Source organism: Sphingomonas sp. 35-24ZXX (genome assembly GCF_000786215.1).
GTDB lineage: Bacteria > Pseudomonadota > Alphaproteobacteria > Sphingomonadales > Sphingomonadaceae > Blastomonas.
In genome coordinates, this window is the sequence record NZ_JROG01000003.1 from 1,120,781 (window position 1) to 1,143,087 (window position 22,307).

Annotated in this window: 19 protein-coding genes; 13 read left to right on the forward strand and 6 right to left on the reverse strand. The window is 66.4% G+C overall.

What is annotated here, in order from left to right:
- Positions 1-79 precede the first annotated feature (79 nt).
- Positions 80-859, forward strand: a complete 780-nt coding sequence (locus LI72_RS07825) for an energy transducer TonB (protein ID WP_052129602.1) — start codon at positions 80-82, stop codon at positions 857-859.
- A 9-nt stretch (positions 860-868) separates the two neighbouring features.
- A complete protein-coding gene (locus LI72_RS07830) occupies positions 869-1,552 on the forward strand; it encodes a Fe2+-dependent dioxygenase (protein WP_033925142.1) in 684 nt (227 codons plus the stop codon).
- Between the two features lie 30 nt (positions 1,553-1,582).
- On the opposite strand, the gene LI72_RS07835 is transcribed toward LI72_RS07830, so the two are convergent.
- The 3 genes from LI72_RS07835 to LI72_RS07845 form a co-directional block, all read right to left on the reverse strand.
- Positions 1,583-2,758 (reverse strand): extracellular catalytic domain type 1 short-chain-length polyhydroxyalkanoate depolymerase, encoded by a 1,176-nt coding sequence (locus LI72_RS07835; protein ID WP_033925451.1) that lies wholly within the window; start codon positions 2,756-2,758, stop codon positions 1,583-1,585.
- A 143-nt stretch (positions 2,759-2,901) separates the two neighbouring features.
- A complete protein-coding gene (locus tag LI72_RS07840) occupies positions 2,902-3,645 on the reverse strand; it encodes a sensor histidine kinase (protein ID WP_033925143.1) in 744 nt (247 codons plus the stop codon).
- Positions 3,646-3,713: 68 nt separating this feature from the next.
- The gene (locus tag LI72_RS07845; protein ID WP_033925144.1) at positions 3,714-4,019 is read right to left on the reverse strand and encodes a hypothetical protein; all 306 of its coding nucleotides are present in this window, start codon (positions 4,017-4,019) and stop codon (positions 3,714-3,716) included.
- A gap of 172 nt (positions 4,020-4,191) precedes the next feature.
- Here LI72_RS07845 and LI72_RS07850 point away from each other — a divergent pair, with 172 nt between their 5' ends.
- From LI72_RS07850 to LI72_RS07870, 5 genes are all read left to right on the forward strand, one after another.
- The gene (locus LI72_RS07850) at positions 4,192-4,914 is read left to right on the forward strand and encodes a Crp/Fnr family transcriptional regulator (protein WP_033925145.1); all 723 of its coding nucleotides are present in this window, start codon (positions 4,192-4,194) and stop codon (positions 4,912-4,914) included.
- Between the two features lie 72 nt (positions 4,915-4,986).
- Positions 4,987-5,688, forward strand: coding sequence for a VIT1/CCC1 transporter family protein (locus LI72_RS07855; protein ID WP_033925146.1), 702 nt, complete (start codon positions 4,987-4,989; stop codon positions 5,686-5,688).
- A gap of 110 nt (positions 5,689-5,798) precedes the next feature.
- Positions 5,799-7,730 (forward strand): amidohydrolase, encoded by a 1,932-nt coding sequence (locus tag LI72_RS07860; RefSeq protein ID WP_033925147.1) that lies wholly within the window; start codon positions 5,799-5,801, stop codon positions 7,728-7,730.
- Positions 7,727-9,310, forward strand: a complete 1,584-nt coding sequence (locus LI72_RS07865; RefSeq protein WP_033925452.1) for an MFS transporter — start codon at positions 7,727-7,729, stop codon at positions 9,308-9,310. Before LI72_RS07860 ends, LI72_RS07865 begins: the two co-directional genes overlap by 4 nt.
- Positions 9,310-10,668 (forward strand): alginate export family protein, encoded by a 1,359-nt coding sequence (locus LI72_RS07870; RefSeq protein WP_033925148.1) that lies wholly within the window; start codon positions 9,310-9,312, stop codon positions 10,666-10,668. The genes LI72_RS07865 and LI72_RS07870 overlap by 1 nt, the downstream gene beginning before the upstream one ends.
- Here the strand turns inward: LI72_RS07870 and LI72_RS07875 are convergent.
- Positions 10,665-13,466 (reverse strand): sensor histidine kinase, encoded by a 2,802-nt coding sequence (locus LI72_RS07875; RefSeq protein ID WP_033925149.1) that lies wholly within the window; start codon positions 13,464-13,466, stop codon positions 10,665-10,667. The two genes, LI72_RS07870 and LI72_RS07875, sit on opposite strands and share 4 nt — an antisense overlap.
- Positions 13,467-13,994: 528 nt before the next feature.
- On the opposite strand from LI72_RS07875, the gene LI72_RS19000 reads away from it, so the two are divergent.
- The 6 genes from LI72_RS19000 (at position 13,995) to LI72_RS07905 (ending at position 18,171) form a co-directional block, all read left to right on the forward strand.
- On the forward strand, positions 13,995-14,645 hold the full coding sequence (locus LI72_RS19000) for a helix-turn-helix domain-containing protein (protein ID WP_081984711.1): 651 nt from the start codon (positions 13,995-13,997) through the stop codon (positions 14,643-14,645).
- A gap of 157 nt (positions 14,646-14,802) precedes the next feature.
- Positions 14,803-15,381 carry a M17 family peptidase N-terminal domain-containing protein gene (locus tag LI72_RS07885; protein WP_033925150.1) on the forward strand — a complete coding sequence of 193 codons (579 nt, stop codon included), beginning with the start codon at positions 14,803-14,805 and terminating at the stop codon, positions 15,379-15,381.
- 76 nt (positions 15,382-15,457) lie between these two features.
- A complete protein-coding gene (locus LI72_RS07890; protein WP_052129605.1) occupies positions 15,458-16,120 on the forward strand; it encodes a response regulator in 663 nt (220 codons plus the stop codon).
- Between the two features lie 207 nt (positions 16,121-16,327).
- Positions 16,328-16,987, forward strand: coding sequence for a hydrolase (locus tag LI72_RS07895; RefSeq protein ID WP_033925152.1), 660 nt, complete (start codon positions 16,328-16,330; stop codon positions 16,985-16,987).
- 88 nt (positions 16,988-17,075) lie between these two features.
- Positions 17,076-17,894 (forward strand): alpha/beta fold hydrolase, encoded by an 819-nt coding sequence (locus LI72_RS07900; protein WP_033925153.1) that lies wholly within the window; start codon positions 17,076-17,078, stop codon positions 17,892-17,894.
- Between the two features lie 28 nt (positions 17,895-17,922).
- On the forward strand, positions 17,923-18,171 hold the full coding sequence (locus LI72_RS07905; protein WP_033925454.1) for a DUF1427 family protein: 249 nt from the start codon (positions 17,923-17,925) through the stop codon (positions 18,169-18,171).
- Positions 18,172-18,223: 52 nt separating this feature from the next.
- Here LI72_RS07905 and LI72_RS07910 read toward each other — a convergent pair whose 3' ends face one another.
- Together LI72_RS07910 and LI72_RS07915 are read right to left on the reverse strand one after the other, a co-directional pair.
- The gene (locus tag LI72_RS07910) at positions 18,224-20,626 is read right to left on the reverse strand and encodes a YbcC family protein (protein ID WP_033925154.1); all 2,403 of its coding nucleotides are present in this window, start codon (positions 20,624-20,626) and stop codon (positions 18,224-18,226) included.
- Between the two features lie 33 nt (positions 20,627-20,659).
- The gene (locus LI72_RS07915) at positions 20,660-22,219 is read right to left on the reverse strand and encodes a proton-conducting transporter transmembrane domain-containing protein (protein ID WP_033925155.1); all 1,560 of its coding nucleotides are present in this window, start codon (positions 22,217-22,219) and stop codon (positions 20,660-20,662) included.
- Positions 22,220-22,307: the final 88 nt, after the last annotated feature.

Sequence of the window (22,307 nt, forward strand, 5' to 3'; positions counted from 1 at the left end):
CTGGCTCTTGCTGACAATTCATTATATTGCGAGTCAGTTGCGATAATATCTTTGACAGCGATTCGCAAATTGGGGCGTTATGGTGCTGGACTTCGACAATCTATCGTCAGCCGCGCTGCACGGCGGGTGCGATTTGCCATCGCCGGGTATTGATCCGCGTCCTGCTGACGCAGTTGCCCGGCCACAGGCAGCGCACACCAGCGCGGGTCGCTATGGCGAGGGTGGCCGGTCGCGCTGGCCTGCCATCGTGCTCGCAATCGGCATCCATCTCGCGCTGGCCCCTGCCCTGCTCAGCCTCGGGTATCAGGCGGTCCAAAGGCAGGACGCCAGGCTGACGACGGTGAACTTGAGCGCCCCTCCGCCACCCCCCGCAGCTCCGGCAGCAGAGCCCGAGGCAGAGGCGCAGCCGCTGCAGACCGAGGTTCGCCCGGCACCGATCATACCCCCCGCGCCGATCCCCCGCCCGGTGGTCGCGACCGTGCCGACCGCGGTGCCGCAGGTTCCGCTCGCGGCGGTTGCAGCGCCCACGCCCGTTTCCGCACCGGCGCCGACGCCGCCTGCGCCACCTTCGACCGTGACCTCTGATGCCCTGGGGACGCGGATGATCTCCGGCAAGCCGCCGGCCTATCCGGTGGAATGCCGCCGCAGGAAGGAACAGGGCACGGTCGAGCTGTCGTTGATCCTGAGCACCGATGGCCGGGTCGAGACCATTTCGGTCACCCGCAGCAGCGGGTTCGACCGGCTCGACGACGCCGCGCTGAGCGCGGTTCGCCGCTGGCGCTGGGCACCCACGCTGCGTGACGGATCACCGGTGAAGGTGCGCGGCATCGTCGAAATCCCCTTCGTACTGACCAGCTGAGGCGGCGCGATGCTTCTGCCCTTGCCCGCGCTGCTGTCGCACGATGATCTCGCTGCGGTGCGCAGCCTGATCGACCCCGCCGACTGGATCGACGGCAATGCCACCAGCGGCCATCAGGCGCGGCTGGTGAAGCACAATCTGCAGCTGCCCGAAACCGGCGATGTGGCGCGGCAGGCCGGGCAGATCGTGCTTGCAGCGCTCGCCCGCAGCCCGGTGTTCATCGCCGCGGCCCTACCGGCCAGGATCTATCCGCCGATGTTCAACAGCTATGCCGGCGGCCAGAATTACGGCCTGCACGTCGACAATGCCGTGCGCGTTCTCCCCGATGGCGATGGCTCGGTGCGTGCAGACCTGTCGATCACCGTCTTTCTCGAGGACCCCGAAGCCTATGACGGCGGCGAACTGACCATCGAAACCGCCTTCGGCGCCCAGCGGGTCAAGCTCGCTGCGGGCGATGCGGTGCTGTATCCCTCAAGTTCGCTGCACCGGGTCGAACCGGTGACCCGCGGCCGAAGGCTCGCCAGCTTCTTCTGGGTGCAGTCGATGGTCCGCGACGAAGGCGCGCGGTCATCGCTGTTCGATCTCGACCAGTCGATCCAGCAGCTGGCCACCGAGCTCGGGCCGGCCAACCCGGCGCTGGTGCGATTGACGGGTGTCTACCACAACCTGCTGCGCCGCTGGGCCGACGGCTAGGGTTGCTCGCCCAGCGGCACGGATGCGTCGTCAGTCGCGCGCCCGCGATGGCAGGCTATGCTGCAGGAAGAAATCTGCGAATGCACGCGAGGCATCGGGCCCTGCTGCATCGGTGTAACTGCCGCCGGCATCGCCGCCGGACCAGGCGTGGCCCGCGCCATGGATGGTCCATTGCTCGATCAGCGCAACGCCATCAGGCGCGCGGTTGATATCGCGCGTGAAGGACCGCCCCTTGCCGGTATCTCCCTGTTCGCGCGACAGGATGACCGGCGTTGCGTTCTGCTTCGCCGCGGTTTCGACGATCTGCGCGCTGTTGATCGCGTGCACGGTGGTGTCGCTGTCGCCATGAAAGGTGATCACCGGCACGAACCGTCCTGATCTATCTGGGCTATGCGTCCGCTGCGATCCGTTGCGCATCGCGGTGAACGCCGACATCATGTCGGTCGCGGCGCCGCAGGCCAGGCCCGAATGGACGCCGATCGCGGCATAGACATCGGGATAGGCTGCGCCCAATATGGCTGCGGCAGCCCCTCCGGCAGACAGGCCTGCGACATAGACCCGCCGTGAATCCGCCCCATGTTCGGCAATGATCGCACCGGTGAGCGCCGCGATGACGCCCGGCTCCCCCTTGTTGCGCTGCTGGTCGCCCGGTTTGAACCAGTTCCAGCAGCGGGCAAAATTGGCCGAGGCCGACTGGCCCGGATAGGCGACGATGAAGCCCAGCTCTTCCGCCAGTGCATTCATGCCGGTGCCCCGGGCGAAATCGACCGGAGTCTGCGAGCAGCCGTGCAGCATGACCACCAAAGGCAGGCCCCGGGCCGGGCGGGAGGGCAGATACAGCCAGTAATCGAGCGCGCCCTGAGCCCCGGTAAAGCTGCGCTCGGCAAAGCTGCCCGCGCGCTGCGCGGCCGCCGACCTTGGCTTGGGTACGATGGGCTTGAGCTTGGGTGCGATCCGGGGCTTGGGCGTGGTCTTCGCCTTGGTCTTGACCTTCGCCTTGCTCTTGGGGGCAGGCAACGCCAGCGTGGCGGCGGACATCGTGCGCTGCAGGGCTTCGACAGCGGCCAGCCCATCCATCCCGCGCCTGGCGTTGCGCTTCACCGATCCGGTGGTCAGCGTGGACTGGATCAGCCGGGTGGCCGCACCCAGGTTACCCGCGCGGGTCAGCCGCAGCGCCTTGGCCATGGCAGGCATCATCTTGGTCATGTCGTTCGCATTCATCGATGGGGGGGAGGGAAAATGGCCCGTCGGGTTCTGGCGTCGGATCAGGCAACTGGATGACGACCGGCGCGCCGGAAGGTTGCCGCCAGATCCGCATTCCATCGCAAACGGGCTTTATCCCCTTGTCACTACAGCGCGTGCCTTGGCCCCTCGCTCGCGCAGACCTTGGCATCGACGCGATAACCATGCCCCATGCTACCACTGCCGCGCTCGATCGACGCGCCCAGCACCGCGCTCAGCCGATCCAGCAACGGGCTGCCTTCGTTGGCCGGGCAATCGGTGGCGAAATCGATACCGTCGTTTTCCACGACCAGCGACAAGCCGGTACTGCCATTCTTGAGCGTGACGCGAATGGTGCCGCCGGTGCCGCGGGGATAGCCGTATTTCAGCGCGTTGATGATGAGTTCGCTGCACATGAGGATCAGCGCGCGGCGCATGTCGGGCACCAGCAGCACCGTATCGGCGTCGATCGAAACCGCGATATCGCGCGCCGATCCGAATATCTCTGCCAGACCGACTGCGATGGTCGCGAGCAGCGGGACGCATGGAACCATGTGAGATGAGCCGCAGTCTGTTCCCAGCTCGTCATAGGCTCGCGCCAGTCCACGGGTCTTGACCACCAGCTCGTCCGGGAACCAGCGGCGCGAGGGGTGCTCGGCAAGATTGGCGAGCGAAGCGGTCAGCTGGGCCATGTTCTTGGCGCGATGGATCGCATCCGCCCGCCACAACGACGCATGATCGACCTGAGCGGAAAAGGCCTTGCCGGGCGACGACAAAGCAGGTGAGAAAAGTCGCAGGATCATCTCTTCCGTCGCGATCCTGTCCAATCTCTCGCTGGTCACTGCCGTCGTGTTCATGGTGCTCATCATCATTGGAATTCTCCAGCCGGTGGGATGCAGGTCTGTATGGCAGATGTCGTCAGCAGCGATGTTGATCCGGGTTAGCGAGGGGGCGATTGCTCGCGAAATTCTGCGTCAACGGCAAAGCTGGCGGAAATGGCCTGCAACAGCGCCAGCGATTCCTGCATCCGGCCCCGCGATTCACCGGCCTGCTCTGCGACCTCGACCTTGACCTCGCAGGTGGTCTCGATGACCGAGAGCGCACCCTCGATCGTCAGCGTATCTGTCTCGACCAAGGCATGGAGAATGCTCTCCGCCAGCAGCAGCGCTGCCTGGCCATGGGCGTCTGGTTCGACAGGGCCTGCGCGCGGGGCAGAGGGCGCGGCGTTATTGGGGTCGTTCGTCATGATGGGGCCGATATGAAGCCAGGCGGGAGCGATCCTCGGTGCTCTCTGCTATCGGTGCCTGGGATAGCGTACCGACAGTAGCCAAGGTATACACCGGTCGATCGGCGACAAACACAACCGAGGTTAATGCGGCCAAAGAACAAGTCGGCTATATCATGGGCGGGAGCACAATATGGCCAATGCCTTCACCAATCGCCTCAGTGGCTATGCTCCGCTTGGTGATGCAGACATCAGTCTGCTCGCCAGAGCATGCCGCAACGTTCGAGAGATACCTGCGGGGCACCATCTGATCATGGAGGGAGACCGGCCCGATCCGGTGTTCGTCATGCTGGAGGGCTGGGCCTGCGGCTACAAGATGCTGCCCGATGGCGGGCGTCAGATCCTGGCGTTCATGCTGCCGGGCGATTTCTGCGATATCCATATTGCGGTGCTCAAGGCCATCGATCACAGCATCGTCACCATCACCGCCGCCAAGGTCGCCATGCTGCCGCGCGCGCAGATGGAAGCACTGGTCGAGGCAGGCCCCACAATCACCCGTGCCTTCTGGTGGTCGCAGCTGGTCGACCAGAGCGTGCTTCGGGCCTGGATCATCAGCATGGGGCGCCGCACTGCCAAGGAGCGGATCGCGCATCTAATGTGCGAGCTGTATATCCGCATGCGCAACATCGGCCTTGCCACCGACGACAAATGCGAAATGCCGCTGACTCAGCTGGTGATTGCCGATGCCGTCGGCCTGACCCCGGTGCATGTCAACCGCGTGTTGAAGTCGCTGCGCCTCGGCAAGGTGATGGAGCTCAGCTCGGGCTCGCTGACGATCATCGATCCGGTCAGGCTCGCGGCCATTGCCGGGTTTGACGAAAGCTATCTGCACGGCAGGCTCAGGCAGACGGGCTGAAATTCGCAGCATTCCGCCTGGCGTTGGTCTAAGGTTACGCCTCCGCCCCAAACCCAGCAAAGGCTGCATGGCATGAGCAGACTGCCCGATCATTCCGAAAGCCATCTTGTCGCGCGCATCGGATGGCTGCGAGCCGCAGTGATGGGCGCCAACGACGGCATCGTCTCGACCGCCAGCCTGATCATCGGCGTGGCGGCCGCTCAGGCTCAGCAGGCAGACGTGCTGATCGCCGGAACCGCCGGGCTCGTGGCAGGTGCGATGTCGATGGCGGCTGGCGAATATGTCTCGGTGAGTTCGCAGCAGGATACCGAGAGCGCCGACATCGAGCGGGAGCGTGCGGAACTCTCCACCGACATCGATGGTGAGATCGCGGAGCTTGCGGGGATATACAGGGCCCGCGGGCTCGATGCCGAAACCGCGGACACGGTGGCCCGGCAGCTGATGGCGCATGGTGCCCTGGGCGCCCATGCCCGCGACGAACTGGGCATATCCGCCTTCACCACAGCGCGCCCGGTCCAGGCGGCGCTGACATCTGCCACGACCTTTTCGGTCGGCGCCGCGATGCCGCTGATCACCGTGCTGCTCGCCCCGCAGGACAGCCTGCCGCTGATCGTGGCGATTGCATCCTTGCTGTTTCTGGCAGCGCTCGGGGCGGTCGGCGCCGTCACTGGCGGCGCGTCGCTGTGGCGCGCGAGCCTGCGGGTGACCATCTGGGGCGCACTGGCGATGGCGCTGACCGCCGGGATCGGCAAGGCTCTGGGCACGGTTGTCTAGGCGATCCGGCTAAGCGGAGAGCGACGCTCGCGTTCCGGTCAGGTGCGCTTTGTACAAGACCCGCCGGTTCCGGAAACGCATGATGCGGGCTGTCAACAGGAGCCCAGCCCATGACCCGTTTCACGCGCCGCCAGACGCTGACCGGCGCAGCCGGCGCTGTGCTGCTCAACGCCGCAGAGAGCCTTGCCATGCCCGCAGCCGCTACCGTGATCGTCAATGCCAAGGTCTCGACGCTCGATCGTGCCAACCCGGTGGCGGATGCGGTTGCCATCAGCGATGGCAGGTTTATGGCGGTCGGCAGCGAAGCAGAGGTCCGCGCGGCTGCGGGGCCGGACGCAGCGGTGATCGACGCGCGAGGCCGCCGCCTTATCCCGGGACTCATCGACAGCCACATCCATGTCATCCGCGGCGGGCTGAACTACAACATGGAGCTGCGCTGGGATGGCGTGCCCAGCCTGGCGGATGCGATGGCGATGCTCAAGCGCCAGGCACAGAACACGCCGCCGCCGCAATGGGTGCGCGTGGTCGGCGGCTTTACCGAACACCAGTTCGCCGAAAAGCGGCTGCCGACCCTGGCCGAGATCAACGCCGCCGCGCCCGATACGCCGGTGTTCATCCTGCACCTGTACGATCGCGCGCTGCTCAATGCCGCTGCGTTGCGCGTCGTTGGCTATACCAAGGATACGCCCGATCCGCCGGGGGGCGAGATCGTCCGCGATTTCGCCGGCAACCCCACCGGGCTGCTGCTGGCACAGCCCAATGCGACGATCCTCTATTCGACGCTCGCCAAGGGCCCCAAGCTTCCCGAGGACTATCAGCTCAACTCCACCCGGCATTTCATGCGCGAACTCAACAGCCTGGGCGTGACCAGCGTCATCGATGCCGGCGGCGGTTTCCAGAACTATCCCGACGACTATCGGATCATCGAAAAGCTGCATGCCGATGGCGAGATGACGCTGCGCATCGCCTACAACCTGTTCACGCAAAAGCCCAAGGAAGAGCTCAGGGACTTTGCCAGCTGGTCGACCCAGGTGAAGCCCGGCGATGGCGACGACACCTATCGCCACAATGGTGCGGGCGAGATGCTGGTCTATTCCGCCGCCGATTTCGAGGATTTCCGCGTCGAACGCCCGGACATGCCTGCGAACATGGAAAGCGACCTGGAACCGGTGGTGCGGCTGCTCGCCGAGCGGCGCTGGCCGTGGCGGCTGCATGCAACCTATGACCAGACCATCGGTCGCGCGCTCGATGTGTTCGAGAAGGTCAACCGCGACATCCCGCTCGCCGGACTCAACTGGTTCTTCGACCATGCCGAGACGATCAGCGAGCGCAACATCGACCGCATTGCAGCGCTTGGCGGGGGCATCGCGGTACAGCACCGGATGATGTTCCAAGGCGAGTATTTCGTCGAGCGCTACGGACCGAAAGCCGCCGAGACGACCCCACCGATCAAGCGGATGCTCGATGCGGGCCTGCCCGTTGGTGCGGGCACCGACGCGACCCGGGTGGCGAGCTACAACCCATGGGTTTCGCTGTCGTGGCTGGTAACCGGCAGGACGCTGGGCGGAACGACGCTCTATCCGGTGCGCAACCGGCTGGACCGCGAGACGGCGTTGCGGCTGTGGACCGAACGCAACACCTGGTTTTCGAACGAAGTCGGCAAGAAGGGCCAGATCGCGGCGGGCCAACTCGCCGATCTGGCGCTGCTCTCGGACGACTATTTTGCCGTGCCCGAAGCCGAGATCGTCCATCTGCGATCGGTGCTGACCATGCTGGGCGGCAAGGTGGTGCATGGTGAAGGCGATTATGCCCCGCTCGCCCCTGCCCTGCCGCGCCCGATGCCCCACTGGTCACCGGTCGCGACCTTTGGCGGCTATCACCGCAGGGATCAATCGAGCGCGAAGCTGGCTACGGCGTGCGGGTGCAGCAGCGCGTGCGCCGTGCACGGTCATGACCATGCCGCCGCGCTCGGCGCCGAGATTGCCGCGGCCGATGTGCAAAGCTTCTGGGGCGTGTTCGGCTGTGGATGCTGGGCGGTGTGAGTACGCAGCCGACCGATCCAGCCAGCCCCCTCGCCAGCCCTGTCTTCCGCGCGCTGTGGATCGCGACGGTCGTGTCGAACATCGGAACATGGATGCACGATGTCGGCGCGGGATGGCTGATGACCTCACTGTCGCCCAATCCGCTGATGGTGGCGCTGGTGCAGGCGGCGACCACGTTCCCGATGTTCGTGCTGGCGCTGCCCGCTGGCGCGCTGGCCGATATCGTGGATCGGCGGCGGCTGCTGATCGGCGCGCAGGCCTTCGGGCTGCTCGCGGCAGCAGGTCTCGCGCTGGCGACCTTTGGCGGGATTACTGATGCCGGGCTGCTGTTGGTGTTCACCGCGCTGATCGCCAGCGGCGCGGCCCTTTCTGCCCCGGCCTTCCAGGCCATCGTGCCCGAACTGGTGCCCCCGCCTTCGTTGCAGCAGGCGGTCGCGCTCAATGCCCTGGGGGTGAACATTGCGCGCGCTATCGGGCCGGCGCTGGGCGGGCTGATCATCGCTGCATCTGGCCCAGGCGCAGTGTTCACCGCCAATGCCGTCTCGGTACTGGGCGTGCTGATCGTGCTCGCGCACTGGAAGCGAAAGACCGCAGAGCGCCACCTGCCCACCGAACATATGCTCGGCGCGATGCGTGCCGGACTGCGCTATGCGCTGCGTTCGCCCGAGCTGAGGGTCGTGCTGATCCGCGCAGGCGGCTTTTTCGTGTTCGCCAGCTGCCTGTGGGCGCTGCTGCCGATCATCGCGCGGCGCGATCTGGGCCTCGGCCCTCTGGGCTATGGCGGGCTGCTCACCTTCATGGGCCTGGGGGCGGTGACCGGCGCGGTGCTGATGCCGCGGTTGCGGGGACGGCTGGGCGCCAATGCGCTGACACGCGCGGCATCTTTGCTGCTGGCAGGTGCAATGGTCGGGCTGTCGCAAGCCGGTCAGTTTGCGACCGCCGCCGCCATGGTCTTCCTCTCCGGGCTGGCGTGGATTGCGATGCTCGCCTCGCTCAACGGCGGCGCGCAGGCGGGTTCACCGGGCTGGGTAAAGGCGCGCGCGCTGGCGGTGTACCTGCTGGTGTTCCAGGGATCGATGGCTGTGGGCGCGACAGCCTGGGGCGCGCTGGCCTCGTTCATCGGCGTGCCTTCCGCACTGCTGGCAGCCGCAGCCCTGCTCGCCATCGCCAGCCTGGCGCTGGCGGCGCGCTTTCCGCTCGATCCCGCGAGCCAGCTCGATCTGACGCCCTCGGCGCACTGGCCTGCTCCGATGGTCGATGCCTCGGTGCGCCATGACAGCGGCCCGGTGCTGGTGACGATCGAATACCGGACCCGCCCGGCAGACACCGCCGCATTCTTCGCCGCGATGCAGGCGATGCGCCGGATCCGCGGCCGCGATGGCGCGATCCACTGGGGGGTGTATGAAGACACCGCCGCGCCCGGAAAGGTCATCGAGACCTTCACCGTCGAAAGCTGGCTGGAGCATCTGCGCCAGCACGACCGGGTGACCAACGCCGACCGCCAACAGCAGGATATCCTCCGCGCGTTTCACCTTGGCGATGCCCCGCCGCTGGTGCGGCATTTCGTCACCCGCCGGTAATGCGCACGTGGCTGGGCCTCGCCGTGCTGCTTCCTGTCGCAGCGCAAGCGCAAGAGGTCGAGCAGACGAATGTCCGCTATGACGAGGACTGGTCGGTGCTCCGGGAAGGCGCGCCCAGCAGATGGCGGCGGGCCAAATATCTGCCACTGTCCCCCGATGGCTCCACCTATTTGACGCTGGGTGGCGAGGCGCGGGCACGTTTCGAAGGCTTCGACAACGCTCTGTGGGGCGATCCGCCTGCGCCCGATGACGGCTACCTGTGGCTCCGTGCGATGCCGAGCGCCGACCTGCACGCCGGGCCGACGCGGGTCTTCGTCCAGGGAATTGCCGGCTATGCCCGGGGGGTCGGTGCGGGCAAGGGTCCTGTCGACGAGACCGGCATCGATCTACTCCAGGGCTTTGGCGAAGCCAGCCTCAATGTCCGTGATGCCCATCGGATCACGCTGCGCGGTGGGCGCATGCTGATCGGTCTGGGCTCGGAGCGGTTGGTGGGCACCCGCTATGGCCCCAACATCCCGCAGCCGTTCGACGGGGGCCAGGTCACCGCCCAGATCGGCCCGCATCGGGTCACCGCGCTCGCCCTGCGTCCAGTGGCGATCGGCACGAACGATTTCGACGATGCAACCTCGCGCACCCGGCGGCTCTCGGGCGTGTATGCGACGCTGCAGATGGCCCCCGGCATCGGGCTCGATGCCTATTGGCTGAGCTTTGCCGACGATCGCGCGCGCTATGGCGGCGGCATCGGCCGCGAACGCCGCGACACCTTTGGCCTGCGCGCCTTCGGGAGCCACGGGCCGCTGAGCTGGAACTGGGAGGCGATGGTGCAGCGCGGCCGCTTTGCCGATCGCTCGATCCGCGCCTGGTCGATCTCCACCGAAACCGGCTGGCGCCTGAGCCCTACCCGTTTTGCGCCACGCCTGCGGCTGCGCGCCAACATCGCCAGCGGGGATGCCGACGCGGAGGATGCGCGGCTGGGTACGTTCAATGCGCTGTTCCCCAAGGGCCGCTATTTCGGCGAGCTATCGCCGATCGGCCCGCGCAACATCGCCAACCTCAACCCGGCGATCACGCTGCCCATGGGATCGGGCGTCAGCCTGGAAATCGCTGCCGCCGCGTTCTGGCGCGCCAGCCGGGGCGACGGCCTTTACGACCTTCCCGGCCAGCTCATCCGCCCCGCCGGCACCAGCACCGCGCGCCATATCGGCAACCAGATCGAAATGGTGGCGGAATGGGAGGCCAGCGCGCTGCTCTCGTTCACCGCATCGCTTTCCGCCTTCCGCCCCGGCGCGTTCATCCGGCAGACGGGCCCTTCCAGGACGATCGGCATGCTGGCCCTTGAGGCGCGGTTCAGGCTCTAGCGAAAGGCGATCCGCGCGGGCAGCGACAGACGCACCCGGGTCCCCTTGCCGCCAGGGCTCTCGATCGTCAGCGCGGCCCCGATCAGCGCCGCCCGTTCGTGCATGCCTCGCAACCCGAAATGCTGCTGCCGGCCATGCGCAAGGACGTCGGGAAGAATGCCGATCCCGTCATCATTGACCCAGATATCGACCCGGTCGCGAGCAAATTCGATGGTCAGCGTGATGCTGGTTGCCCCGGAATGGCGAACGGCATTGCCCAGCGCCTCGCCGATGATCAGCCCGGCCTCGTCAGCGACCGGCGCGCACAGCGGCTGGGGCGTGCCCCTGACGATAATGGCGCTCGCATCGATGCCGTCGATCCGGCTGGCCAGCGTGTGCAACAGCGCGACCATGTCCTTAGGGGTCGCATCCTCGCGCAGTTGCTGCACCCGCTCGCGGCCCTCGAGCATGACGTCGTCCGAGCGCTCGAGCGCCTCTTCGATCATCGGGCGCGCCGGGCTGTCGTCGGGCAGCAGATGGAGCGCCGACTGGAATCGCAGCACCAGCCCCTGGATGGCCTGCAACAGGGTATCGTGCAGATCGCGGGCGATCCGCTCGCGCTCGGCTACCCGGTCCTCGATCCGCGCACGGGTGATCTGCGTCGCGACATGCAGCCGCCAGCGCACGAACAGCACCAACCCGACGGCAGCCAGAGCGATCAGAACCAGCCGGAACCACCAGGTCTGCCAGAAATACGGCGCGATGCTGAACCGGACGACCGCAGCCTCCCGGCTCCACACGCCATCGGCGTTCGCCCCCATCACCCGGAACACATAATCGCCCGGGCCCAGACCGACGAAATCGGCACGGCGGCGCGTCCCGCCCTCGACCCAATCCTTGTCGACCCCGTCGAGGCGATAGCGAAACCGGTTGCGCGTCGGATCGACCAGGCTCAGCGCGGTGTATTCGATACCGATGCGGTCGCTGCCTGCGGGCAACAGGTAGCGCCCCTTGTCGCGGATCGTTTGGCCCGCATCGACACGCGAGATCGCCACCGATGGTGGCAACGGATTGCGCGGTTGTCTGCCGGGCAGCAGCTTCATCACTCCCTGCGACGTCGCGATCCACACCGTGCCCTGATTATCGATCGCCAGGTCATTGGCGACATAGGCCGGGTCGCGAGCGGTATAACCTTCGCCTGCACCGAATTGCTGGAAAGCGATCGGGGTGCCCGGGGAAGCAAACGCTTCATCCAGCGTCTTCGCCGCAATCCTGTATATGCCGGCAGCGCCGATCAACCATAGGCTGTCGCCCGCCGGCGCGATCCCGGTCAGGCCCCGAAGGATCGGATAGCTGCCAGCGTCGAGCGTCTGCACGCGATTGCCGCGTATCCGCGAGAGCCCGTTGTCCCCGCCGACGTAGACGAATTGACCTAGCCTCAGCAGCATCCGGGTGAAACCAATGGGAATATCGTCGGTCTGCCAGATCGAAGTCAGCTTGCCGGAAGAGTAGCGCGAAAGGCTCCGCATCGTGCGGCTGACGATGAAATCGTCACGCCCTGTTGCAACCATCTGGCTGAGCAGCGGCCAACCGGCATCAGGTATCCACGACGACCCTGTATAGCGAAATATGCCAGCCTCGTTCGATGGCGATCCCAGATTGGCCAAGATGCGCAGGGTGCCATCCGTATCGAACGCGCAATGCGTTGCGGAGGCGGACATTTCCATCCAGGGCGGCCGTATCAACGACACCTTTCCCTGGCGAATGAAGAGGTCGTTGTCTCCGCTGGTGGCGACATAGGCGTCCCCTTGCGCGCTCGTGCAGATATCGAGCGCATGGTGGTTGGCTGAAAGCTTGATCGCTTGCCCGTCGATGATGCGGTAGATTCCGTCCTCGGTGCCGACGTACAACGCCTTGTCGGGTCCACCGCCGGACGCGATCTGGGTGCTGGGGATGCCGGGCACACCCGACGGTACCAGTGCAGAGCGCGTGTAGCTGTGCAGGCCGTCGGTTCCTCCGCCCCAGATGGTGCCTTCGCGATCGCGGAACAGCACTGACAAGGTGGACGGGAGATAGCGCGCGGCATCGGTGCGCAGCCGGTCTGCGGGTAGCCGGATCAGTCCCTTCTGGCCACCGGCGATCCAGAACACGCCATCGTCAGCCAGCAGCGACCATTTTCCATCCACGCCGCCGCGAAGTGCCTCGAACTGAACACCGGGATTGACATAGGGGCTGGACGCTCGCTGCAACCCCGCACTGCTGTAGAGCCACAGCTGCCTGCGCGCATCGCGCGCGAACGACGGCGCCATATTGATCTCGAAGGGGCCATCGACCTTCACCGGCCTTCGGGCGCCGGGTGCCAGCCGGTAAAGGCTAGGAAACATGGCGATCAGCAGCGATCCGTCGCGCTCGACGTACAGCGTCTGGATTGGCTCGGGCGGCAGCCCCGAGCCAGTTTCCATCACCGACCATTTGCCATTCTTCAAAGACCGCAACTGGTGGCCAAAGCCGCTCTGCACTGCCACCCAGACCGTGCCGTCTCTGCCGATGACGATGCTCGAGACGACCCCGCGCGGCTTTTCCGGGTTGGCCGACCGCAATTTGCCGCCCCGATAAACGGTGAGCCCGCCATAGTCATAGCCCACCCAGACATCGCCATTGGGGGCGACCGCGAGCGCGGTGACCCGCGAGGAGCGAAACCGGTCGAACTTTGCGGGCCGGACGAGCTGAAAGGCGATACCGTCAAAGCGGTAAAGTCCGTTTGCCGATCCCAGCCACAGATAGCCGTCAGGTGCCTGGGCGATAGCCCTGATACTCATCGGCGCTCCATCGGACGCAGACCAGTGCCGGTGACGATAGCCCGGAATATCCTGGCCCCGCGCGGGCAGGGCCCAGGTAATCGCAAGCACGAAGCACGCCAGCAAGCCCAGGAGCCTTGGGTAGATCGGGTCACTCCGCAGGGGCATCGGGCCGGGTCGCATAGCCAATTCTGCCATGCGCGACCTGCTCATGCGACACAAAAATCGTGCGAACATCGGGTGCTGGGCATAGCGGCTTCTCCGGCGGCGCAGGGCAGAATCGGAACGCGTGAGGATAGGTGATAGGAACCGAGACCCGCTGGCACCGCTTGTCGAATCCTCACCCGATTTGCACCCAGATGCGGCCCAATGCCGCAAAGCCGGGTGACCATGTACGCTGGCGCAAACGGGGGGCAAGGCCACCACCCGAATGAGGATATCCAGACGGCTCCACCGGGGCTGGGCCTCGTGCTGCTGCTCTGCGACCTTCGGCAACGGATCACCGGGCTGCAAAGGCCGCACCCGGACCGCTGGACTGGAGATTCCCCCATGCTGCAGGCTGCCCCCTCGTCCCCGCCCCACGCCCGGCTCCCCGCCCCGCTCCAAGCCCCGTCCTTTGCCCAGCCGATAGCCGCATCGGCCGCTCCGCAGGCGATCGCCCTGCTGGCCGATGCGCAGGCGATCGCCCTGCTGGCCGATGCGCGGGCTTCGCTCGATCGCGATATCGGACTTGCCCGGCTGTACCTCGATCGCCTGTCTGCGCTGCTGACCCATGGCCAGTATCCGCCCAGCCATGACAGCCTGCTGGTCCCCGAACGATCCCCGCAGCCCAGTTCCGCAGCCCATGGCCTGGCGGTGCGCGGAGGTCTGGCCGGTTGGCAGAAACGCCGGGTGATCGAGCATATCGAGCGCTATCTGGAGACGTCGCTGCTCACCGACGACCTTGCCGCGATCGCCCGGCTGAGCAACGGCCATTTCAGCCGGGCGTTCAAGATCAGCATGGGCGAAACCCCGCACAGCTTCATCATCCGCTGCCGCATCCGACGCGCACAGATGCTGATGCTGGAAACGTCTGACACGCTGTCGCAGATCGCCTGCGCATGCGGGCTGACCGATCAGGCCCACCTGACCCGCCTGTTCCGGCGCGTCGTCGGCACCACGCCGATGATCTGGCGGCGCGCCTGGCGGCAGCCGGAATGACAGGGACGCTCGCCACCAATCTCGTCTCCCACACCTTAGTCGATCAGCGCCATCCTGTCCAAATCGCAGCGGAAACCGACATGACAGGCGCGCGCTGACGTTCGATCACCGGCAACAGTCTTGCCGCGTGCCGATGCACACAGCCACGGGTCGAAACATGGTCATCAGCACGCCGCGCAGGATCGGTCGTCGGCACAATGTCGTCTTCCAGGTGGCGCAGATCGATGTCATCGCCGCGCGCGTCGACCTCCTCGTGGTCGGCATGTTCGAACAGAACGGCATTGATCCCGCGCGCGGCGGTGCCAGCCAGGTCGACCTTGCGCTGCACGGCACATTGACGCGGCTGCGCGCGGGCGGGATTTTCAAGGGACATATCGGCGAGACGCTGATGCTCTCCACGCCGCCGCTGCCGATGCAGGCCGGTGCAGTGATGCTGATCGGCATGGGGCCTGCGGCGCAATCGTGCCTCGATGCGCTGGGCGGGCTCACCGAACTGGCCATGCGCACTGCGTTGCGGATGGAGGCGCAGTCCGCGGCCTGCCTTCTGGCATGGTCCGAATGCGTGTTGCCGACAGAAGACGTGGAGGCGAGCGCGGCCGCGATGATGCACGGGGCGCTGGCGGCGATCGAGGCGCATCGGCCCGGCCATTCTGCCCCGCGCCTGCAATGGACGTTCGACATCCGCAATGGCGATGCGCGCAGGACGACGGCGGGACTGCGCGGGGCACTGCGTTGACCGCCAACAACTTGAGGGTGCCAAGGGCGACGCGTTGCGGTATGCAAGAGCGGCAACCGGGGATACGGGTACATTCATGCAGCAGCGAGGTTCCAGCGGGGCGGGCAAGCCCGGTCCGGCACGACCGATTTCGGTGATGATCGTCGACGATCACGCCCTGCTGCGCGAAGGCGTGCGCGCGGTCATCTCGACCCAGCCCGACATCGCGGTCGCCGGGGAGGCTGCGTGCGGCAGGGATGCCATCGCCGAGTATCAGCGGCTGCGCCCGGACATCGTGCTGATGGACATGCAGATGCCCGACATGTCGGGTGTCGATGTCATCACGCAGATTCGCGCGCTCGCGCCCGATGCCCGGATCATCGTGCTGACCACCTATGCCGGTGACGGGCGGGCGATCAAGGCTCTGCGCGCCGGGGCGATGGGCTATCTGCTCAAGGGCAGCCTGCGCAACGACCTTCTGGGAGCCATCCGTTCGGTGCACGACGGCGGCAAGCATCTCGATGCGACGGTGGCCACGGCCATCGCGCTGCACGTGCTCGACGAGGACCTGTCGGAACGCGAGGTCGCGGTGCTATCGCTGGCGGCCTGGGGCAATTCGAACAAGCAGATCGCTGCCAAGCTCCAGATCTCGGAAGAGACCGTCAAGGGCCACATGAAGGTCGTCTTCGCCAAGCTGGGCGCGACCGACCGCACGCACGCGGTGACGCTGGCCGCCAAGCGCGGCCTGATAGAGCTGTAACGCACACGCGACCGCGCTGCCGCCTGCCAAAGGCTGCATCTGCGGCAAAGCACGTCAGCCCTGTGCAAGACCTGCCGGCTGGATCGGGCCTATTGCCTGGGCGTGCCCGCTGCTTCCCGGGCGAACCGGGAAAGCGCACGGCTGCAACCGATCCTTATCCTCACGCGACCCCAGGCAGCCTCAGTTGCCTGACCCAAGGAGCCTGCCATGACCCCGACCGCCACCACCATTCCGGGCAAAGCGCTGATCACGCCCGGCGACCACACGCTGATCCTGATCGACTTCCAGTCGCAGATGGCCTTTGCCACCAAGTCGATCGCCACCGAATTGCTGCGCAACAATGCTGCGCTGATCAGCCGCGCCGCCAAGTCGTTCGATGTCACGACCATTCTCACCACCGTTGCCGAAAAGAGCTTTTCCGGCCCGATGTTCAGCGAGATCGCCGATGCATTTCCCGGGCAAGCGATGCTCGACCGGACATCGATGAACAGCTGGGAAGATGATGCGGTGGTGGCCGAAGTCAACCGGATCGGCAAGCCGCGCATCGTGCTGGCGGGGCTGTGGACCAGCGTGTGCATCGTCGGACCCGCGCTGTCTGCGCTCGATCAGGGTTTCGAGGTCTATTTCATCGCCGATGCCTGCGGCGACATTTCGGCAGAAGCGCACGAGCGGGCTTGCGAGCGGATGATCCAGATGGGCGCGCGCCCGATGACGGCGCTGCAGTATCTGCTGGAACTGCAGCGCGACTGGGCCCGCAGCGAGACCTATGATTCCACCACCGGCATCGCCCAGGTCTGGGGCGGCGGCTATGGCCTGGGCATCGGCTATGCGCGGATGATGTTCGGTGCAACCGAAGGCGGCCACTGAACGTCAAGGGACCGGCGGCATCCTGCCCCTCCCTCCGATGCGCGCCGGTCCCGTCTCCGAACCTTCCATCCAACCAAAGGAACCGACCATGAGCTTTGTGACCGCCAAGGATGGCACTTCCATACATTACCGTGAATATGGCGAAGGCCAGCCGTTCGTGTTCGCGCACGGATGGCCGCTCAATGCCGACGCCTGGGACGGGCAGATGCTGTTCCTCGCCAACAACGGCTTCCGGGTCATCGCGCACGACCGGCGCGGCCATGGCCGATCGGACCAGCCGGCATCGGGCAACGACATGGACCATTATGCCGACGATCTTGCCGCTGTCATGGATGCGCTCGACCTCAAGGATGCGATCCTCGTCGGCCATTCGACCGGCGGCGGAGAGGTCACCCGCTATGTCGGCCGTCACGGCACCAGCCGGGTCGCCAAGATGGTGCTGATCGGCGCGGTGACTCCGGTGATGGCCAAGGGGCCCAACAACCCCGACGGTGTGCCGATGGAGGTGTTCGATGGCATCCGCAAGGCGGTGCTCGACAACCGCTCGGGCTTCTACATGACCTTCCCCGACACGTTTTTCGGCTGGGACAAGGGCCGGGCCGAGGAAGACGGGCTGCGCATGGCCTTCTGGTCGCAGGGCATGGCCGGCTGCGCCTATGCGCAATATCTGTGCGTCGAGCAGTTCTCGGAAAGCGACTTCACCGAGGACCTCAAGCGCATCGACGTCCCGACGCTGATCATCCACGGCGATGACGACCAGGTCGTGCCGATCGACATCACCGCCCGAAAGGCTGCGGCGATCGTCGCCGATGCCACGCTGTCGGTCTATGAAGGCGCGACCCATGCCATCCCTGCGCAGGAACAGGACCGCCTCAACCAGGACCTGCTGGCGTTCGCGCGCAGCTGACCGAAACCCGCCGCCGGGGAGACGCATGATGAAGCCCTATATCCTGTCGCTGGCAGCCGGCCTGCTGGTCGGCTTTCTCTACAGTCTCCTCGGCGTCCGCTCGCCCGCACCGCCCGTCGTCGCGCTTCTCGGACTGCTCGGCATGCTGCTGGGCGAGCAGATCGCGCCGATCGCCAAGCGGCTCTACGCTCGGCAGGAGGTTGCGACCTTCGTCAGGACGGATTGCGCCGAACATGTGCTCGGCCATCCATTGGACACGCCACGCGACGACGCCTGACGATGGCGATCAGGCGCCGCAGCGCGCGCATCGATGTGAACCGGGCATCGGGTCAGGCGGCGAGGCCCCGCGGCGTGCAGGCGCGGCCTTCCGAATCGACCTCTTCCCACGCCAGATTGCCGACATAGCGCCACGCCAGCTGCCCCGCTTCGTCGAGGGCGAACAGATGCAGCCAGCGGTTGTCGAACAGCGCCCGCACACTGGCGTGCTTCTCGAGGATGGCGGTCATCGCCTCCACTGGGGCCTCGATGCAGACAGACAGCCGCAGCGGTTCGTGCACCAGGGCGCTGCCATCGTGGACCGATTGCCACGGCAGCCCGGCGCGCAGCGTGCCGCCATTGCCCTCGACCACGCCGATACCGCCGATGACATTGTGCAGCAGCTTGTTGCCGCCACCAAACAGATCGGGGGCGACCGACGATCCGTAATATTGCAGGCTGATCCAGCTGGCGACCACCACCGGCGCGGTCATGATCAGTTCGAGCACGCCAAAGCCTTCATCCCTGCGCCACTGATAGTCGTGCAGGAAGGCGCGGCCCTCCAGGCTCTTGCCCGCGGTGCGCTCACGCGGGGCGGCAATGAACGCCTTGCATCCCGCCAGTGCCCACTCGGGCCGGACCTCGGCCCAGTCGCGGCTGCGGCGCGGCACATCGCCGCCCCTGGTGGCGCGCGGTAGCCGCAACGCGCGTTCGGACCGCGAGAGGATCGCAGCGCTCGCCAGCCACTCCCGCGCGCGCTTCAGGTCCTCGGCATGCTGAGGCGATGGATGATCGCGGTCATAGATCAGGACGCCGTCGGTCGTCGTATCGTGCAATGCCGCCAGGAACACCGTGCCCGCCGGGACTGCGATACCGGCAGCCGCCAGACCGTCGCGCACCGCCGGTTCGTTGAGCAACCCGGCCAGCAGCCGTGCATTGACCTCGCCCGAATAGCCACCGCAGGCGCCGCAATGCAGCCCGCTGGCATGGGGATTGTTGACGACATTCGCACCATGACCAACGAGCAGCACCAGCGGCGCAAAGTCCTGCGTCAGCGACATCGCGCGCAAAACCGCGGTTGCAGTGGCAATTCTGGCATCGAGATCCATCGCGGGCTCGGCCAGCGGCATCGGATCACTGGGAAGTGCCTTGCGCTTGAGGCCCAGACCGTCGCGCACCAGCTTGCCCAGATAGACGGGCCCGGCTGCCTCGACAAAGGCGAACGACGACACCGCCGCCAGCTTGAACCGTCCCCAGGCACGCTTGGCGCGGGCCCGATAGCGTGCCGACCTGTCTGCCGGGTCATCCTCCGGTCCGCCCGCGCGGCTGGTGATGGCGGGATTGAGCAGCACCGGCAGCCGGTGTTCTGCAACATCCGAGGCAAAGCGCCGATGCGAAGCCCCCAGGCCGAAAAAGCCCGCGAAGCCCAGCGTCTGGATCCGCGGATCGAGGCTCTCGATGGCCCGGCGGAAGACTTCGGAGCGGACATCGATGCAGAATGCCGCCTGCAGCAGGGGAGCCTCGCGCCCGGCTGCAGGCGACGCGGTGGCAAGCGTCCGGCCCAGCGCGCGCTGCGCCGAGCGTTCGGCCGCTTCCTGCAACAGGGCATCGATGATCAGGTCGGCATCCGGCGTGGCAGGCGCCTGATGGCTGGCGACGACATCGGCCCAGGCATCGGCGATCTTGTCGCGATAACGGGCATGAAGCGCATCCTCCCACATCAGCCGGATGCACAGGAAATCGGTGACCGTGGTATCGGCCTCGCCCTTGAGTTCGGCCTGCCACAACCGGTGACGCGCCACCTGTGCCCACCCGCCCAGGCTGATCAGCAGGCTGTGGAAATAGGTCTGCAGCGCCTCGTGTGGCAGGCCGAGCCGCACGACGCTCGCCGCCATCGCATCGGTGGCGCTGTCGGGCAGATCGGCGACAAAGCGCGCGAACCCGTCGAGCCCGACGATCTCGGGTGTAAGGTCGTGCGTGGCAACATCCTGCCAGGCGCGATAGGCGCACTTGCCCCGCGGCGCGGCCCACAACGCCTGTCCCTCGTCGAAATAGGCCGCAGCCCAGCCGCCCAGCCGCTCGGTGATCACCGCGGGCCAATCGATGCCCGAGCCCTTGGCGGCCAGATCGGCGATTGTCGGCAGCGGGTCGCGGCGGAGATGCGGGCGCTGCGCGGCCAGCTTCAGTTCGCCCAGCGTTGCGGGACGCGAGGGGCCCGGCGCCGCAGCCAGCGCTGCCACCAGATCATCGTCCGAGATTGCGCCCGCCTCGATCCGCTCGCGGTACCAGCGGCGCGGCATGGTGGTGGCGGCATCGCTCACCCGCGCCAGCACGGCGGCGGTATGCGCAAGGTCAAGGCCGGCTTGGCCGAGATAGGGGTTGACCGCGACGCTGGAGGCCAGCGGCCAGACCGGCGGGATGGCACGCGCGGCGGCATCGGCGATCGAGGCGATATGCGGGGTCGGTTGCGAAGCCATGGGTCTCTTCTCCTGGATGCCTGAAAAGCGGTGTCAGATGCGGGGCCGCACGGCCCAGCCGCGCAGAAGGCGGTCGAACAGCGCATTGACGTATAGCCCGTTGGACAGGTGGACGCGCAGACCCGCCGCTGCCGGATGATAGGCCCACAGCGGGAACATCGACTGCGCCACCGCGACCAGTGCGAAGCTGACCACCGCGAGCGCGATCAGCACCCATTCGAGCGGCCCCGGCGCGGGCGTTGGCGGCAGCGTGCCCGCAGTCAGGGCATCGGCCAGCATGTGCAGCACGAAATAGCCCAGCGATGCGATGACCGAATAGGCGACCATCCGCCGCATCAGCGCCACCGGGGCAGCGCCCGCCAGGCCCTGTGCCAGCAGATAGGCGACACCGAAGATCAGGATCGCGCCGAGCGCATTGGACTGCGGCGACTTGTCCTGAAAGCCGAGCGCCCAGCCGAAAACCAGGTAGATGCCCAGCGCTGCCAGAAACGCGGTCAGCACGGCGCGCGCGTCCGGAATGGCCACAGGACCTGGGCGACTTTGAGCCGCGATCCGCTCCACCGCGCCGCCCGATGCAAGGAAGCTGTGCGCCTTGTAGAGCGAGTGCGCGATGATGTGGAGCAAGGCCAGCGGGAATAGCGCCAGACCGCACTGCATGATCATGAACCCCATCTGCGCGACGGTCGACCAGGCAAGCGAGGTCTTCACCGCCGGCTGGGTCAGCATCACCAGCCCGCCAAACATCGCGGTGAACCCGCCGATCATCACCAGCCCCGCCATCACTCCGGATGAGAGCAGCATGACATCGGCAAAGCGGATCAGCAGGAAACCGCCCGCATTGATCACGCCGGCGTGCAGCAGGGCGGAGACGGGGGTCGGCGATTCCATCACCTCGGTCAGCCAGCCATGCAGCGGGAACTGCGCCGACTTGAGCACCGCAGCCAGCGCCAGCAGCAAGGCTGCGAAGGTGGTCACAGGCGAGATTTCACCCTGCCGCGCGGTTTCGAGGATCGTGGCGATGTCGAAGCTGGCATAATGGATGGCGAGCAGCGCCGCAGCGCCTACCAGTGCCGTATCGGCGAGGCGCGCCGTGATGAACTTCTTGCGCGCGGCACGCTGGGCAGCGGGGCGATGCGGATAGAACAGCAGCAGCTTGTGCAGGCACAGGCTGGTCGCGATCCATGCCAGCACCATCTGGACCAGATTGCCTGCGCAGGTGAAAGCGAGCACGCTGGCCAGCGTGAACGCCAGCCAGCCGAGGAACGCGGCACGGCGGGGCTCTTCGGCGAGATAGGTGCGCGCAAAGCGCAGCACCACCCAGCCAATGAACGCCACCAGGATGCATACCGGAAGGCTCACCGCATCCAGCCGGATCGCAAGACCCAGGCCGTTCCAGCCGAGCACCCCCGACGCCAGCGGGCCTGCCGTGGCGAGCGGACCAATGGCGGCAATGGCGGCAGCCAGGCAGGCGAGCATGCCCGCCTCGAGCAGCGCACCGGTCACCCGTGCCCGCTGGTCTCCACCCCAGACAGCGAGAAGCCCCAGGGCCACAATCGCAGCGATACAAAAAGCCAGCACAGGCACTACAGCCATGGTTCACGCCTCCCGTGCCACCCCCTCGCGGGGTGACGTCAGGTGGGTCGGTAGCGCGCGACGCCTGTTATATAAAATTCAATGAATG

Bases quoted from the DNA above. Each gene is read 5' to 3' on its own strand.
- LI72_RS07825 (WP_052129602.1), top strand. From the start codon at position 80: ATGGTGCTGGACTTCGACAATCTATCGTCAGCCGCGCTGCACGGCGGG.
- LI72_RS07830 (WP_033925142.1), top strand. From the start codon at position 869: ATGCTTCTGCCCTTGCCCGCGCTGCTGTCGCACGATGATCTCGCTGCG.
- LI72_RS07835 (WP_033925451.1), bottom strand. From the start codon at position 2,758: ATGACCAAGATGATGCCTGCCATGGCCAAGGCGCTGCGGCTGACCCGC.
- LI72_RS07840 (WP_033925143.1), bottom strand. From the start codon at position 3,645: ATGATGATGAGCACCATGAACACGACGGCAGTGACCAGCGAGAGATTG.
- LI72_RS07845 (WP_033925144.1), bottom strand. From the start codon at position 4,019: ATGACGAACGACCCCAATAACGCCGCGCCCTCTGCCCCGCGCGCAGGC.
- LI72_RS07850 (WP_033925145.1), top strand. From the start codon at position 4,192: ATGGCCAATGCCTTCACCAATCGCCTCAGTGGCTATGCTCCGCTTGGT.
- LI72_RS07855 (WP_033925146.1), top strand. From the start codon at position 4,987: ATGAGCAGACTGCCCGATCATTCCGAAAGCCATCTTGTCGCGCGCATC.
- LI72_RS07860 (WP_033925147.1), top strand. From the start codon at position 5,799: ATGACCCGTTTCACGCGCCGCCAGACGCTGACCGGCGCAGCCGGCGCT.
- LI72_RS07870 (WP_033925148.1), top strand. From the start codon at position 9,310: ATGCGCACGTGGCTGGGCCTCGCCGTGCTGCTTCCTGTCGCAGCGCAA.
- LI72_RS07875 (WP_033925149.1), bottom strand. From the start codon at position 13,466: ATGAGTATCAGGGCTATCGCCCAGGCACCTGACGGCTATCTGTGGCTG.
- LI72_RS19000 (WP_081984711.1), top strand. From the start codon at position 13,995: ATGCTGCAGGCTGCCCCCTCGTCCCCGCCCCACGCCCGGCTCCCCGCC.
- LI72_RS07885 (WP_033925150.1), top strand. From the start codon at position 14,803: ATGGTCATCAGCACGCCGCGCAGGATCGGTCGTCGGCACAATGTCGTC.
- LI72_RS07890 (WP_052129605.1), top strand. From the start codon at position 15,458: ATGCAGCAGCGAGGTTCCAGCGGGGCGGGCAAGCCCGGTCCGGCACGA.
- LI72_RS07895 (WP_033925152.1), top strand. From the start codon at position 16,328: ATGACCCCGACCGCCACCACCATTCCGGGCAAAGCGCTGATCACGCCC.
- LI72_RS07900 (WP_033925153.1), top strand. From the start codon at position 17,076: ATGAGCTTTGTGACCGCCAAGGATGGCACTTCCATACATTACCGTGAA.
- LI72_RS07905 (WP_033925454.1), top strand. From the start codon at position 17,923: ATGAAGCCCTATATCCTGTCGCTGGCAGCCGGCCTGCTGGTCGGCTTT.
- LI72_RS07910 (WP_033925154.1), bottom strand. From the start codon at position 20,626: ATGGCTTCGCAACCGACCCCGCATATCGCCTCGATCGCCGATGCCGCC.
- LI72_RS07915 (WP_033925155.1), bottom strand. From the start codon at position 22,219: ATGGCTGTAGTGCCTGTGCTGGCTTTTTGTATCGCTGCGATTGTGGCC.